Genomic DNA, 13632 nt, shown 5'->3' with positions numbered 1-13632 from the left:
CAGCGCCTTTGCGGCGCGTTTCGGTTTCCGGCTGTGGCGCTTCGCCGCGTCAAAAGCCAGTCAGGGCGATGGTGCAGCATCACGTACTGTCGATCTTTCAAGTGTCAAAATAACAGCCGGCCAACCGGCGTCAGCTGTCCCGTAAATCCCATCGTCATCGTTTGTCGGAACTCAACCCGTAAGGAACGTCACCATGAATAAGACCGTTCGCGTCGCCCTGGTTGCCCTGCTCTGCGTAGGCGCGGCCGCTTGCTCCAAGAAGCAGGAAGTCAAACCCCAGCCCGCCCCGGAGCAGGCCGCTCCGACCCAGGCTCCCGAGTCCAATGGCAAGTACACCCCTGCCGACCTCGATACCGATGCCTGCCTGCGTCAGCGCGTCGTGTACTTCGACTTCGACAAGACCGAGATCAAGCCGGAGTTCCAGCAGATCATGGCGTGCCACGCCAAGTACCTGCAGGACCGCCCGACCTCGCACATCCGTCTGGAAGGCAACACCGACGAGCGCGGTTCGCGCGAGTACAACCTCGGCCTCGGCGAGCGCCGCGGCAAGGCCGTCTCCGATGCCCTGCAGGCCAACGGTGGCTCGGCCAGCCAGCTGGAAGTGATCAGCTACGGCAAAGAGAAGCCGGTGTGCCGTGAGCACAACGAGGATTGCTGGAGCAAGAACCGCCGCGTCGAGATCGTCTACACGGCGCAGTAATGATGAAGCGACTGGCTAACAGCTTTGCAGCCAGGTTCAGCATGGCGGGCGCGATCGCGTCCGCCATGCTGTTCGCGTTCCCGGCATTCGCGCAGGACTCGCGGTTGAGCCTCGCCGATCGTGTCGCGCGGCTGGAACAGCAGGCACAGAACAAGGACCAGTCCGGTACCGGCCTGGTCAACCAGATGCAGCAGCTGCAGGCACAGGTGCAGCAGTTGCAGGGGCAGAACGAGGAGCTGCAGCACCAGCTGCAGACGCTCGACGACAAGAACAAGGCCCAGTACACCGATCTCGATGCCCGCCTCGGGCGTCTCGAGGCGGGCGGTGCGGGCGCGGCGGCGGCAGGCAACACCCCGCAGGCGCAGGCCGTCCCTCCGGCCGCCACGGCCAGTGCTGCCGCTGCCGCCAGCAAGCCGGCAGCGAGCCAGCCGGCTGCGGCTGCCGCCGGCAGCAATGCCGCCGCCGGCGATCCGGCCGCGGCGCAGGCCGCCTACGACGTGGCCTTCAAGGCGATTCGCGCGGGCAATTACGTGGAAGCCTCGCGCGAGTTCCGCAGCTTCATCCAGCAATACCCGAACCATGCGCTGGCGCCGAACGCCTGGTACTGGCTTGGCGAGTCGTACTACGCCACCACCAATTATCCGGTGGCGCTGGAATCGTTCCAGCAGCTGCTCAACCAGTTTCCGCAGAGCGAGAAGGCGCCCGACGCGCTGCTCAAGGTCGGCTACAGCCAGCTGGAGCTCAAGCAGACTGCAGCGGCGAAGGCCACGCTGACCCAGGTCACCACCAAATACCCGGGCTCCAAGGTCGCCAGCCTGGCCCAGGAACGCCTGCAGCGCCTGCAACTGCAGTCGGGCAACTGAGCGAATAGCGCGATGAGCGGCAATGACGCGCGCGAGGCGTCCGGCACGCCTGCCGCGGCTGTTGCCGAGCGCCTGCGCATCACCGAGGTCTTCCATTCGATCCAGGGCGAAGCCGATGCGATCGGCTGGCGCACCGTGTTCGTGCGCCTCACCGGCTGCCCGTTGCGTTGCGTCTGGTGCGATACCGAGTATTCGTTCTACGGCGGCAACTGGCACGCGATCGACGACATCCTCGCCGAGGTCGCCACGCATGGCGTGAAGCATGTCTGCGTGACCGGCGGTGAGCCGCTGGCGCAGAAGCGCTGCCTGATCCTGCTGCGCAAGCTGTGCGATGCCGGCTACGAGGTGTCGCTGGAAACCTCCGGTGCGCTGAACATCTCCGCCGTCGACCCGCGCGTGCGCAAGGTGATGGACCTGAAGGCGCCGGGCTCGGGCGAGAGCCAGCGCAACCTGTGGTCGAACCTCGACCACCTGCTGCCGCACGACCAGATCAAGATCGTCATCGCCAGCCGCGCCGACTACGAATGGGCGTGCGCGATGCTGGCCGAGCATGCGCTGGCCGATCGCTGCATGGTGCTGTTCTCGCCGGTATGGGGCAAGGTCGAACCGCGTGAGCTGGCCGAATGGATCATCGCCGACAGGCTGCCCGTACGCTTCCAGCTGCAACTGCACAAATTGCTGTGGAACGACGCGGCGGGAAAATGATGTCGCGCCGGCCTGTGTTGCCGGTGGCGTTTGCGGCCGATGACCGGTCACTCCGAAGTGGAATACAGCATGTCTCAAAACACGTTGCGCAAGGCCGTCGTGCTCGTCTCCGGCGGCATGGATTCAGCCGTCACCATCGCGCTGGCGCGCGAGCAGGGCTATCAGGTGCATGCGTTGAGTGTGGCCTATGGCCAGCGGCATAGTTCGGAACTGGCTGCGTCCGATCGCGTGTCGAAGATGCTCGGAGCGCTGGAACACAAGACGGTCAGCATCGACCTGCGCAGCATCGGTGGCTCCGCGCTCACCGCCGACATCGACGTGCCGCTGGACGACAGCGCGCACGATGGCGATGGCCACATCCCGGTGACCTACGTGCCGGCACGCAACACCATCATGTTGTCGATCGCGCTGGGCTGGGCCGAGGTGCTTGGTTCCAGCGACATATGGTGCGGCGTCAACGCGGTCGACTACTCGGGCTATCCGGATTGCCGGCCTGCCTTCGTCGAGGCGTTCGAGGCATTGGCAAATGTCGCCACCAAGGCTGGCGTTGAAGGCGCCGGCATCCGCATCCATGCGCCACTGATGCGCATGAGCAAGGCCGACATCGCGCGCGAAGGCCAGCGCCTTGGCGTGGATTTCTCGGCTACGGTGAGCTGCTACCAGGCTGACGACGATGGTCGCGCCTGTGGCCATTGCGACGCCTGCCGGCTGCGTGCGCAGGGTTTCCGCGAAGCGGGCCTGGCCGACCCGACCCGCTACATCTGAGCGCTCGGCGCGTTTGCTTGTGCCGCTGTCGCCCAGCCCGTAAAATTGTCCGCTTGAGTTTTGCAATGATGGGTCGTTAGCTCAGTTGGTAGAGCAGTAGACTTTTAATCTATTGGTCCCGGGTTCGAGTCCCGGACGACCCACCAGTTTCCAGAGCGCCCCGACGGGCGCTCTTTTTTTGCCCTCGCAGGCAGCCGTGCGTGGCTTCATTTGTCGTCGTGGATAACGGTCCATGCCGAGGTCATCGTGCTGCGCAGCTGTTGCGGCGAAACCGGTTTGTACAGCAGCGGGATCTTCGCGGCGATGATTTCACGCAGGCGGTCGATGCGGGTTTCGCCGGTGACCAGCAGGCGGGCGAATGGTGTGCCTCCGTCGCGCCGGTAGTGCCGGTCGAGCGCGGCGAAGATGTCGATGCCGCTTTCGCCGCTGCGCAGGTGCAGGTCGCAGATCACGATGTCGGGTGGACCGGGCCAGTTTTCGATGGCCTCCAGCGCCTGCAGCCGATCCTCGGCCACCTCCACCTCGCAGCCCCAGCTGCGCAGCAGGAAGCGGATGCCGGACAGGATAGCCGGGTCGTCGTCCACGACCAGCACGCGTTTGCCGGCCAGATCGGCGGGGCTGTCGTTGTCGAATCCGGGCAGATCCGTACGAGCGGTGGCGATCGGCAGCAGGAAATGGAACACGCTGCCCCGGCCGAGCCGGGATTTCACCAGGACCTCGGTGTCGAGCAGTTCCGCCAGTCGCTGCACGGTCGCCAGCCCCAGCCCCAGGCCCGAGTGTGAGCCGTCGTCGAGCCCGGCGTCGGGGTGGTCGTCGATGCGGTAGAACTCGTCAAACACGCTGGGCAGGTGCTCCGGCGCAATGCCGCGGCCGGTATCCCACACCTCGACGCGTACCCGGCCATCGGTGGTGCGGCGGGTGCCGACCAGTGCGCCGCCGTGGCGGGTGAAGCGCAGGGCGTTGCTGACCAGGTTGTTGAGGATGCGGGTGAGCATGGTGCGATCGCTGCGCACCCAGAGCCGGGCAGGGTGGATGGCCAGCTGCAGTCCACGCTGCTCGGCGACCATGTCGAAATTGCGGCTGACTTCGGCGAAGACCTGGTCGAGCGGGAACTCGCTGATCTCGACCTGCACCGCGCCGGTTTCCAGTCGCGTCAGGTCGAGCAGTTCGCTGAACAGGTGGTCGAGCGACTGCACGCATTCCTGGATGTGGGCGATCCGGTCCAGCCGCTGCGGGTCGTGTTCGTCCACCGCCAGTGCGGAGGAGAACAGGGTCAGCGCGTACAGCGGCTGGCGCAGGTCGTGCGAGGCGGCTGCCAGGAAGCGCGACCTGGCCAGGCTGGCCGCTTCCAGCGCGGCATTCTTGTGGGCCAGTTCCTGCGTGGCTTGTTCGATCTGCTGTTCCATCCCGCGCCGCACATCGTGCAACGCCGCCGCCGCGTGGTTGAAACCCTGCTGCAGTTCACCGATCTCGGTGTGGTCGGTCACCATCACCGCCACCTGGCGGTCGCCCTGCCCGAGCTGGCGCACGGCGCTGGCCAGATGGCGCAGTGGCGCGCTGATCCAGCGAGCGGCCTGCCAGCCGATCACGCCGGTGACGAACAGGCTCAACAGCAGGGCGAGCAGCGCATAGCGCAGGCTCGCGCGCTGGGCGGCGATCGCGTCGTGCAGGCTCACATCCACCAGCACGGTACCCAGCAGGACCACCCCGGAGGGATCGCGATCGACCACGTCGCGCACCACGGTGAGGATTTCCCGCGGGGCCCGGCTGGCATCGGGCTTGTGGCGGTCGGCGAGGATCTGGCCGGCGGCGGTGCGGATCTGCACGCGTGCCACGTGCGGCAGGTCGCCAATCGAATCGGCGACCTGCGCCAGCTCGCGTAGTTGCATCGCGCGCAGCGGCTGCACGGTGATCGAGGCGGCCTGGGTGGCGATGGCCTCGGCATTGCCGTGCGCCAGTTGGCGCAGGTTGGCCAGCTGGCGCAGGGTCAGCAGGGTCACCAGCAGCGCGGCGGTGGCGAGGGCGGGCACCAGCGCGACGAAGGCCAGGCGCTGCATCAGCGAAGCGCGCTGCCACAGGCGTGCGGGCCAGGAGTGGGTCGCCATGTCCATCCGCTGCTCCGTATTTCCCCCACGTTATCCCGAATGCGCGGTCGTGTCCGGCGCATCAGCGCCACAACACTAGCGCGAAATGGGCAGGTTGGCAGCCGTGAAGGAACGCATTGGGCGATACGACCGCAGGCCCGGAAACGGGTGGCGACATGCTGTGGCGCAGGACGCACGCGGCCGCGTGCGTCGTGATTCCGGCTATCCAGGCGGCGGCACTCCCGCGCCGGCCTTTGGGCTCCCACCCTCGCGGAGGGTCCACTTCGCCGTGGCCGTGGTGCAGGCGCGACCTGGTGGCCGCGCCTGCAAGTTTCTGTCAACGCTTATTGTTGGCCTTCGGTGAACCAGTAGGTACGCTTGCGCTTGCCGGTGTTGGGCGGGGTGACTTTGTTCGCACCCAGCGCCGAGCTGTTGTTGCCGCCGTGCGGTCCGGTCTGGTTGCCGCCGCCGATCAGAACGGGGGTGTACACACCGCTGCCGGGAGTGACTTCGACTAGGCCGAATACCGGCGAGGGTGGCAGGCCGCCACCGTCGAAGGTGATGTAGCCGCCCTTGTCGTTCAGGCCCGCGCCGGTCAGGAAGTTGATCGCGTAGCCGCGTGCGATACCCAGGTTCGCGGAACACACGAGTGAGCTCGCTGGACTGGGTGTATTGGTGCCGAAGTAGGTATAGCCCGCCACCGTCAGCGGTGCATTCACGGCCTTTTCGCCAGCCCCGAAGTTGATAAAGAAGCCCCTCGTGGTGCTGGTGGAGGAATAGGGTGTTCCTCCTGTGAGAGCACCGGTTTCGTCGGTGAGGTCGGATTGGGTAATCGTGGTCCAGGTACTGGGCACGCTCTTGCCGGTGCTGGTGTCCTTCAGCATGTAGAAACGGTTGACAACACAGGAGGATGCGTTCGCCAGCAAGGGGTGCTCGCGATCGCCGCTGGCGGCCACCACCGCGTCGAAATTACCGGTCTGCGTGACGTCGGGCGGATAGAAAAATTTGCGGACACCGATGGGGGTACTGGCGCAGCTGGCGCCGGTGCCGTTACCAGTGCTACTGAGTTTGGCGATCTGGGTCACCTTCCAGTCTGTCGACGGGGTGGCACCATCGATGTCGGCACGCCAGATGTTGCCGCCCAGATCAGCGGCGTAAAGGCGGTCGATCTTGGCATCGCCATCGCTATCCAGCAGCGTGATGTCGGCAGGGATCGCATAAGTCATGTTGGAATTATTCGCCATGCAGCCGCTATTGCAGGCGGTCCACACCGTCTTGCCGGTGAAGGCGTCCAGCACCACGATCGCGTTCCCCATGGTATCGGCAACGGTTGCCGGATCGGTGTCCTCATTCGTGTCATAGCCACCACCCATGATCACCACTGGATTCGTGTTGCCGTTGACTAGGGCCAGCTTGGGCTGCGACCAGGTCTGGCCGAGTATGTTGGCGAGGTCGCCGCTGGCGGTTCTGCTCCACAGGAATTTCGGTAAGGTCGGATCGCTCACGTCGAACGCGTAGATCAGGCGACCACCACGCCGTGCCGTGACGTAGATATAGGTCTGCGGGCTGCTGGCGTTGCGCAGATCCTGGTAGACCGTGGTGGTGCCATCGAAGAAGTAGTCCTTCTTGCTGCTGGCAGCGCCCAGCGTGAGCTGGGGGGTGTTGTCGTGCAGATCCTTGAGCTTACTGAAAAATTCCGGAGCGATGAACGACCACAATTCACCGCCAGGACGCACGTAGCTTGTGGTGTTGGTAATTTTGATGGCGCCGGGAGGCGCAGGAGTGGTGGTGGGAGTAGTGGCATCCTGGTTGCCGTTGACGGCACGGAAGAGACCGTCGTTGGAACCGTAGAACGCCACGATGCCGATGGAGCCACCGTAATTGACGACTGCCGGTCGCGAGTGCAGCACATCGCCATGGATGGACGGGCGCACGGTGACCGATCCGCCCGGCCCCTTCGGATTCTCGGCACCGGTGCCGGTGTTGTTGTCCGTGCCGCGGACCCAGTTGATCAAATCCGTAGTAGTCGGGGTCGTAGTGGAACTGGTACCGAAAGTTGTGTTGCTGCCCAGCGTGGCGACATCGAACTTGGTGGTGGACAGCGCCGCATTGACGGTGCAGCCAGCTGTTGGGCAGGTATAGATCATGCGACTCGTCTGAGCGGTGAGGTTATCCGCGCGAATCATCTCGGCGACGCCGCCCTTGTCGACGATCTGGCCGTCAGGGGCATCGAATGTGCCGCCAGCGCCTTGAACGGCGGCGGGCTTCAGATTGACCCAGAAGCCGCTGGGCGTGGTGGTGGTGGCAGTGGTGAGGCTGGGCCAGTTGGCGAAGATGGTACTGGTGTAGTAGCCAGTACTGGGGTCGATGGTGAACGGGCCATCGCGCAGGGTGCCGGCCTGGTGATCCGCCGTCCAGTAGCTGAGCGCATTGGGCGTGATGAAGCCGGTAGCGGAGTTGGTGATTGCCTGGTTACCCAGCGAGTCTTCGAGCTGGACGTTCTGGTTGGTATCAAAGCCGAGCTTGTACTGCTTGAGATTGCCGGCCCAGCGCTGGGCCGTGGTGGCATCCGGGCGGAACATGCCGACGTACACCTGGTTGAGCGAGGTGCCCTGGGCATTCACGCTGACCGGCAGGCTCACCGAGGCGAACACGCTGTTGGTCGCCTGCACTTCATTGAAGATGCTCAGCAGGTCTTTGACCAGGTCGTTCAGTGCGTTTGGGTCGTTGATGTTTATCACGAACGATTTGCCGCCGCCGTTAGCGGCCATGCTCTGGACATAGCTGACGTAGGCGGGATTCCCGCCATCGGTCACCGCGATCGTGTACGTGATGATGTTCTGCGGGGGGCCGCCGTTGGTTGCTCCGGAAAGATCGGTCTGGTACATGAAGCGGGCCCACTCGGGGCCGCCGCCCTTGCCTTGATACTTGGAGGGCGGGGGGATGCTGACGGTCTGTTGCTGCGCAGCTGTCGCACCGGCTGCCACGAGTGCAGGGCTCCAGATATTTTGACCCTGATTGGGGTCGCCATTACCCATGGCATTCGCGATGTAGATCACGAAGTTCTTCTGGCAGGCGTTGAGCTTGGGCAGCGTTGAGTAGTTGGTGTTCGACAGGCCGGTTTTGCGCGCATAGTACGCCCACACTTCCTGCATGGCGCCGCCGGTGTTCGGGCTGTTTCCACCATCCCCCGTGCGGTCGATTCCCTTGATGATGGTCTGCAAGTTGCTGAGATTGAGGGCACCCGGCGAGGTGGTGGACCCGGACGGATCGCCAATGACGGGAAGGAGTGCCGCTTGTGGCTGTGGAGACTTGAAATAACCGCCATTGCCACTGTAAGACGCGCCGGAATTAGTCGTTCCATCTTTTTTTACGTCCCAACGCATCAAGCCCACGTTGATATTGCCAGCCAACTGCGCGTTAGTACCCACGGCAGTGAGTGCGTTATAGAGGGCGCACTGTTCAAAACCGGCATCCTTGCCTGCATTGTTGGAAGAAACTACGCCGGATGTGGGGCAGCTGAATGTCACGGCGCCGTTCCATGCGTTGGAGCTGTCCAGCAGCAGGATCACGTTCGGCTGGCCGCCATTGATGGGCTTGCCGGTATACAGGTCGATATCCTCGCCGTTGGCCATACCTGGCAGGGTCAGTGCCGCAGCGATCAGGACGAGGATACGCAGCCGGTGGTTCAAGACAATGCGCGCGTGTGGCATGACGATTCCTCCGCGGACGCGGATGCAAGGTTAATTGGGGCAGGGTGTGCCGATCGGCACCTGCACGGAGGCACCCTGGTGTACGGTGACCGCGACGGCGGTGTTGTTCGGATCGGTGACGGCGGACTGGATGTCCCACTGCGTCGCGGAGCACATCGAGGGCGCCGCCGGCGGCGGGGATACCGAGGAGGCTGGACCGGGCAGGATCAGGTTGCCGTTGGGGTTGTTTGGCACCTTGCACACGTCGCCCACCGGCAGGCTCGCGTTCGGGATCACCTTGCTGTCGAGGCAGACGGGAGGCGCGACTTGCGCGGTGAAGTCCGCGGTGCCGTCGCCGCTGACGTCGACCTGCACGGGGGTGATAGTGGTGATCGGCACCCGGATGAACGGCTGGCTCATCACCTGTTCGATGCCCTGCTGCGCCACGGCGCCGGCTTCCAGCCGGTACTGCTGGTTGGCGGCGACCTTGGTGTTGATCATGCTCGAACTGACCATCGAAATGGCGAACAGCATGAAGATGACCAGGAAAATCAGCGTCATCACCAGGGTGAAGCCGCGCTGCGAGGCGTGGGTCGGAGAGGCCTTCATCACTGGTTCTCCCTCATGCCGCCGGTGTTCCAGACGCGTGCCACGGTGCCGTAGACGTGCCGCTTGTAGTGGTCGCCGTAGGGCCCGTTCACCGTGGCGCGGCCCAGGTCATAGGTGCGGGTGTCGGTCCAGCTGGCGGTGTTGTCGAGATTGCGCGAAAGCAGATTGACGCGCACAGCGGTAACGTTGGGCCAATTGGCGGTGCCGGATGTGATCCATGTGTAAGTGGCGGCCGCAGCCACTGCCGCGCAGGCCGGCACGGCGCTATTGTCCACGGATGGGTTATCGACGTAGCAGTCCGGCGAGCCGTTGATGTCAGTGTCCACGCCGTAGCTGTAGTGCACGTCCTCGATGCCGGCGACCAGCGAGGAGACCTGGATGTTATTGGGTGCGCCGGGCGCGAATTCGGCCACCTTCAGCGTCGGCGTGGTGTCGGCGCCAGGACCGGTGCAGACATCGCAGGTGGCCACGTAGTAGCTGTGCTCGACGTACTGGCGCAGTTCGGCCGTGGTACCGGTGGTGCTGCACGCATTGCCAGCAATGGGAGCCTTGGTGTGCAGCGTGAAGTCGCCGGGGGTCTTGCTGTAGACCATCGACACGCTGTCGGTCTCGCAACCGGATCGCTGCAGGTAGTAATTGGTACCGTCAGCCGTGGCGGTGGTGCTGCCGGAGACATAGCTGACGGTGAGGACTTCCGTGCCGAGCTTCATGTTCGTAAGTTTGGTCGCCAGGCATGCGGGAACGGTGGCGGCCAGCGCAGGCCCGTAGACCGGGAGCGGGACGGTGAGGGGACTGGTGCTGAAACCCATCGATGCCGGCGCATTGGCGCAGGGATCCGACAGGGCATAGCTGGTGGTGGCGACTGGCTGGCTGGCGCGCCCGTAGAAGCCGGCCATCTCGATGTCGCGTCTGATGGACTGCAGGGCGAAGCGACCGTTCTCGACCTGTTCCGACGTCTTGTTGAACTCCGAGCGCGCCTTGCTGGTGGAGACATAGAGCGAACTGAGCCCGGCCAGCAGCGCCAGGCCGATGGCGACGGCGATCATCAGCTCGATCAGGGACATGCCCGCCTGGTGGCGGGCATGTAACAGGGGCTGGCCGTGGGCGCGAGGAGTCATCATGTCGTCGTGAGGTTGGCGATCTGGATTTGGACGCTGATCACGCGCCGAAAGTTGTTGTCGCCGAGCGATGGTTTTCCGCACGACAGCTTCGGGGTGGCGGTTGGCATCAGGCCCTGCCAGGCAACGCTGACGCGATAGATCGGGTTGTTGGGGTCGAAGGGGAGGACCTCGTCGACGCAGCCCACGGCACCGATCATAGCGCCGACCTTGGAGCTACCGGAGACTTCGCTGGAGCCGAGCAGGGCGTTTTGCCATGCAAGGAGATCGGCGTTGGCCGTGGCGATCTGGACGGCCGAACCCGTGGCGCAGACGGGCAGAGGGGCGCTGGTCGTGCTGAGGCCGGTGGCGCCGTTCGAATAGCACGCAGCAATCTGTCGATTCGCGTTGATGCGCGAGACCATGTCCTGCACCAGGGTCAACGCCTGCACCCGCTGGTACGACTCCATCTCGCTGCGCGTGGATTTCGCCATCAGAGTGACGGTGCCGAGCAGGGCGATGGCTGCGATGACCAGCGACACCAGCGCCTCGATCAGCATCATGCCGGTCTGGTTTTTCATGTGCAGGTGACCTTGGTGGACTCGACGCGGCCGGTGGCGCCCACCGTGACGGTGAGGCAGAGCGGCTGCGAGCCGGTCTTGTTGACCGGTTTGATCGTGAACGTGGAACCGGTGCTGGTCATCCGCCCGTTGCCGGTGAAGCTGAAGCTTCCGCTGGCTGGCGTGGGCGTGATCACGATGTTGCCGAGGACGGGCTGCTTGCGGATAACGTTGGCGGCTGTCTGGCTGACCACCCAGCCCTGGCTCCAGTCGGCCGCGTTGTTGGCCGTCACGTCGACCGTGGCATTGCGCTTGATCGCCTCGCTGCGCGCCAGCGCCACCGTGGAGTTGATGTCCATCGAGGCGTTCTTGACGCTTTGCGATTGCAGGAACGGCCGCATCGAGGGGATGGCGATCATCAGCAGCACGGCGAAGATGGCCAGGGTGACCAGCATCTCGATCAAAGTGAAGCCGTGGCTACGTGATGTGCGCATGGCTCATTTCCAGCAGTTCGTGGCGCCAGTGCTGGCCACCTTGCTGCCGTCGCCGTTGAGGGTGAGCGTGCCGCATTCGGTGTCGCGGAGCTGGCCGTTGATCGGCGTGGCGGTAATCGTGTAGCCCGGCGGGGTGCCGCCCGAGGCGGAGGCCGCGGTGGCGACCATTGAGATGGTGTAGTTGGGTGCCACCGTGTTCGGCAGCATGCCCGCGCCGTAGCCGAGTACGGTCAGGTTGCCGGCGAATTGCCGGCTGTCGACCATGTAGCGCTCCTGTGCGCTGGCGGCTTCCTGCATCAGGCTTTCGGCTGCCGAACGGTTGGAGCGCACGATGTACTTGAAGTAGCTGGGCACGGCGATGGCGGCGAGAACGGCGATGACCGCCACCGTGATCATCAACTCGATCAGGGTGAAACCCCGCGTGCGTGATGCGCACTGCACCCGGCGCAGACACAGGCGCGGCGGTGACGCGTACCGTCGATCGGCATGGTTGGCAACTGGCATGTTCCCCCCCTAGGGTTGCCGGCATTGTTTCAGTTGACCGACAAGCTTGTCCGTGTGCTGGGTCACGGGCTGAAGCGATGCCTTGACATGAATATGGAATGTTACCCCGTCAAAGTCAATTTGCCGGCCGGCGGTTTGGGTGGCCTCGCAGTTTCGTGCGCGTGATCTTTCGGATCAACCCGGCAAGTGGCTTGTCGGCGCGCCCCTGGCCAGGAATCCCGGGCGGCTCCCGGGCCGTCGGACGCGGGCTGGTGACTCAGTCGACGCGCCGGGCTCCCTGCCGATGCCGTCGGGTGAGGCGTTCGAGCAGCAGTGGCAGCAGGGCGAGCAGGGCGATCGCGCCCAGCGGCAGCAGCACTGCGCGGTGCAGGAACAGGCCGATGCCGAAGCTGTCGCCCTGGCTCATGGCATCGCCCAGGCCGGCGCCGATCGAGGTTTCGAAGATCAGCGAGACGGTGCCGCCCAGCCAGCTGGCGCCAAGGAACAGCCACAGCGGGCAGCGCAACCAGGCCAGGCAGATGGTGACCAGGCCGAACGGCGCCACCGGCACGAAGCGCAGGAACAGGGTGTAGCTCGCCGGGTGGCGTTCGAAGCCGTGACGCAGTTTCGCCACCATCGCCGGCGGCTGCCGACTGCCGGCGCCGAACGCGTAGCGGCTGGCCAGGTACAGCACCAGCGAACCCAGGGTCAGGCCGATCGAGGAACACACGGTGGCGTCGACCACGCCGAAGGCAAAGCCGCCGGCCAGGATCACCACGATGGTGCCGGGGATGCCGGTGGCCACGGTCAGCGTCAGCAGCCCGATGAAGGCCAGCCGGGTCAGCCACGGGTGGCTGGCGATCTGCGCGTGCAGCTCGGCCTGGTGCACCACCAGCTGGTGCGGGCTCAGCTGGTGCAGCGAGCCGGAGGCGAACAGCACGATGCCGGCCAGCACCAGCAGGATCAGCGGCAGCGCGGCGCGCCAGCGGCTCAATACGGTGTGCCGCTGGCGCCGTAGGTGGCCAGCACGCTGCGCGCCTGTTCGCGCAGGATGTCGCGGCGGACCTCGATGTGGCGGCGTTGCAGTTCGCCGATCCAGTCGGCCGGCAGCGGGCCTTCGTCGAACTCGGTGAGTTCCTCGACGTCTTCCGCCCGCGCGCCGATCAGCAGTTCGTCGATGCCGGCCCACACGGTGGCGCCATAGCACTGGCAGCACGGCTGCGAACTGGTGGCCAGCACGTAATGGCCGCCATCCTCGTTCAGCCGGTGCCGGCTCAGGCGCTGCTGCGCGATCATGATCACCATCATCTCGGCATGCGCGACCGAGCAGCTCTGCGGCAGCACGCGGTTGACGCCGACGGCGACCAGCCGGCCACTGTGATTGTTGAACACGGCCGCGCCGAACGGGCCGCCACCGCCGCGATCCACGTTGTGCCGCGACAGCTCGATCGCCAGGCCTACGCGCTCCTCATCGCTGTGGTAGCGCTTGTTGGTGTCGGCGACGTCGCCGATCCACGGCGGCAGGGTGAGATGGATTTGCAGCGGCAGCATGCCTTCGCTCCGTTCGTGGATCGTCCCGT

At 65.0% G+C, this 13632-nt stretch carries 13 protein-coding genes and 1 tRNA gene; 5 read left to right on the top strand and 9 right to left on the bottom strand.

All coding sequences use genetic code 11. The annotated features are described in order from the left end of the window. Positions 1–193 precede the first annotated feature (193 nt). The 5 genes from pal to IMW82_RS07695 all read left to right on the top strand — a co-directional run bounded on the left by pal (position 194) and on the right by IMW82_RS07695 (position 3179). Positions 194–700 (top strand): peptidoglycan-associated lipoprotein Pal, encoded by a 507-nt coding sequence (pal, locus tag IMW82_RS07715; protein WP_108470888.1) that lies wholly within the window; start codon positions 194–196, stop codon positions 698–700. Next, a complete protein-coding gene (gene ybgF / locus IMW82_RS07710; RefSeq protein WP_234411277.1) occupies positions 700–1563 on the top strand; it encodes a tol-pal system protein YbgF in 864 nt (287 codons plus the stop codon). The genes pal and ybgF overlap by 1 nt, the downstream gene beginning before the upstream one ends. A 12-nt stretch (positions 1564–1575) precedes the next feature. After that, positions 1576–2268 carry a 7-carboxy-7-deazaguanine synthase QueE gene (gene queE / locus IMW82_RS07705; protein WP_108470886.1) on the top strand — a complete coding sequence of 231 codons (693 nt, stop codon included), beginning with the start codon at positions 1576–1578 and terminating at the stop codon, positions 2266–2268. A 69-nt stretch (positions 2269–2337) separates the two neighbouring features. Further along, complete coding sequence (gene queC, locus IMW82_RS07700) at positions 2338–3033, top strand: 7-cyano-7-deazaguanine synthase QueC (RefSeq protein ID WP_108470971.1); 696 nt, start codon at positions 2338–2340, stop codon at positions 3031–3033. A 70-nt stretch (positions 3034–3103) separates the two neighbouring features. After that, a tRNA-Lys gene (locus tag IMW82_RS07695) sits at positions 3104–3179 on the top strand. Between the two features lie 60 nt (positions 3180–3239). On the opposite strand, the gene IMW82_RS07690 is transcribed toward IMW82_RS07695, so the two are convergent. From IMW82_RS07690 to IMW82_RS07650, 9 genes are all read right to left on the bottom strand, one after another. Continuing rightward, positions 3240–5144, bottom strand: coding sequence for a hybrid sensor histidine kinase/response regulator (locus tag IMW82_RS07690; RefSeq protein ID WP_211004171.1), 1905 nt, complete (start codon positions 5142–5144; stop codon positions 3240–3242). Between the two features lie 317 nt (positions 5145–5461). Beyond that, the gene (locus IMW82_RS07685; protein WP_211004170.1) at positions 5462–8830 is read right to left on the bottom strand and encodes a PilC/PilY family type IV pilus protein; all 3369 of its coding nucleotides are present in this window, start codon (positions 8828–8830) and stop codon (positions 5462–5464) included. A 30-nt stretch (positions 8831–8860) separates the two neighbouring features. After that, positions 8861–9418 (bottom strand): pilus assembly PilX N-terminal domain-containing protein, encoded by a 558-nt coding sequence (locus tag IMW82_RS07680; protein ID WP_211004169.1) that lies wholly within the window; start codon positions 9416–9418, stop codon positions 8861–8863. After that, complete coding sequence (locus IMW82_RS07675) at positions 9418–10536, bottom strand: PilW family protein (RefSeq protein ID WP_280518355.1); 1119 nt, start codon at positions 10534–10536, stop codon at positions 9418–9420. The genes IMW82_RS07680 and IMW82_RS07675 overlap by 1 nt, the downstream gene beginning before the upstream one ends. Continuing rightward, positions 10536–11096, bottom strand: a complete 561-nt coding sequence (gene pilV, locus IMW82_RS07670) for a type IV pilus modification protein PilV (protein WP_211004168.1) — start codon at positions 11094–11096, stop codon at positions 10536–10538. The genes IMW82_RS07675 and pilV overlap by 1 nt, the downstream gene beginning before the upstream one ends. Further along, entirely contained in the window at positions 11093–11569 is a 477-nt protein-coding gene (locus IMW82_RS07665) for a GspH/FimT family pseudopilin (protein ID WP_211004167.1), read from the bottom strand. The genes pilV and IMW82_RS07665 overlap by 4 nt, the downstream gene beginning before the upstream one ends. 3 nt (positions 11570–11572) lie before the next feature. Further along, positions 11573–12073 carry a type IV pilin protein gene (locus IMW82_RS07660; protein ID WP_108470880.1) on the bottom strand — a complete coding sequence of 167 codons (501 nt, stop codon included), beginning with the start codon at positions 12071–12073 and terminating at the stop codon, positions 11573–11575. A 256-nt stretch (positions 12074–12329) separates the two neighbouring features. Next, entirely contained in the window at positions 12330–13046 is a 717-nt protein-coding gene (locus IMW82_RS07655; RefSeq protein WP_108470879.1) for a VTT domain-containing protein, read from the bottom strand. Further along, positions 13043–13603: a nucleoside deaminase gene (locus tag IMW82_RS07650; protein ID WP_211004166.1), complete on the bottom strand. Its 561-nt coding sequence runs from the start codon at positions 13601–13603 to the stop codon at positions 13043–13045. Before IMW82_RS07650 ends, IMW82_RS07655 begins: the two co-directional genes overlap by 4 nt. Between the last annotated feature and the right edge of the window lie 29 nt (positions 13604–13632).

The organism is Rhodanobacter sp. B2A1Ga4 (assembly GCF_018101315.1).
Lineage (GTDB): Bacteria > Pseudomonadota > Gammaproteobacteria > Xanthomonadales > Rhodanobacteraceae > Rhodanobacter > Rhodanobacter thiooxydans_A.
The sequence above is the reverse complement of the archived record's forward strand: the minus strand, read 5'-3'. Positions and strand labels throughout refer to the sequence as shown.

Bases quoted from the DNA above. Each gene is read 5' to 3' on its own strand.
- pal (WP_108470888.1), top strand. From the start codon at position 194: ATGAATAAGACCGTTCGCGTCGCCCTGGTTGCCCTGCTCTGCGTAGGC.
- ybgF (WP_234411277.1), top strand. From the start codon at position 700: ATGATGAAGCGACTGGCTAACAGCTTTGCAGCCAGGTTCAGCATGGCG.
- queE (WP_108470886.1), top strand. From the start codon at position 1,576: ATGAGCGGCAATGACGCGCGCGAGGCGTCCGGCACGCCTGCCGCGGCT.
- queC (WP_108470971.1), top strand. From the start codon at position 2,338: ATGTCTCAAAACACGTTGCGCAAGGCCGTCGTGCTCGTCTCCGGCGGC.
- IMW82_RS07690 (WP_211004171.1), bottom strand. From the start codon at position 5,144: ATGGACATGGCGACCCACTCCTGGCCCGCACGCCTGTGGCAGCGCGCT.
- IMW82_RS07685 (WP_211004170.1), bottom strand. From the start codon at position 8,830: ATGCCACACGCGCGCATTGTCTTGAACCACCGGCTGCGTATCCTCGTC.
- IMW82_RS07680 (WP_211004169.1), bottom strand. From the start codon at position 9,418: ATGAAGGCCTCTCCGACCCACGCCTCGCAGCGCGGCTTCACCCTGGTG.
- IMW82_RS07675 (WP_280518355.1), bottom strand. From the start codon at position 10,536: ATGACTCCTCGCGCCCACGGCCAGCCCCTGTTACATGCCCGCCACCAG.
- pilV (WP_211004168.1), bottom strand. From the start codon at position 11,096: ATGAAAAACCAGACCGGCATGATGCTGATCGAGGCGCTGGTGTCGCTG.
- IMW82_RS07665 (WP_211004167.1), bottom strand. From the start codon at position 11,569: ATGCGCACATCACGTAGCCACGGCTTCACTTTGATCGAGATGCTGGTC.
- IMW82_RS07660 (WP_108470880.1), bottom strand. From the start codon at position 12,073: ATGCCAGTTGCCAACCATGCCGATCGACGGTACGCGTCACCGCCGCGC.
- IMW82_RS07650 (WP_211004166.1), bottom strand. From the start codon at position 13,603: ATGCTGCCGCTGCAAATCCATCTCACCCTGCCGCCGTGGATCGGCGAC.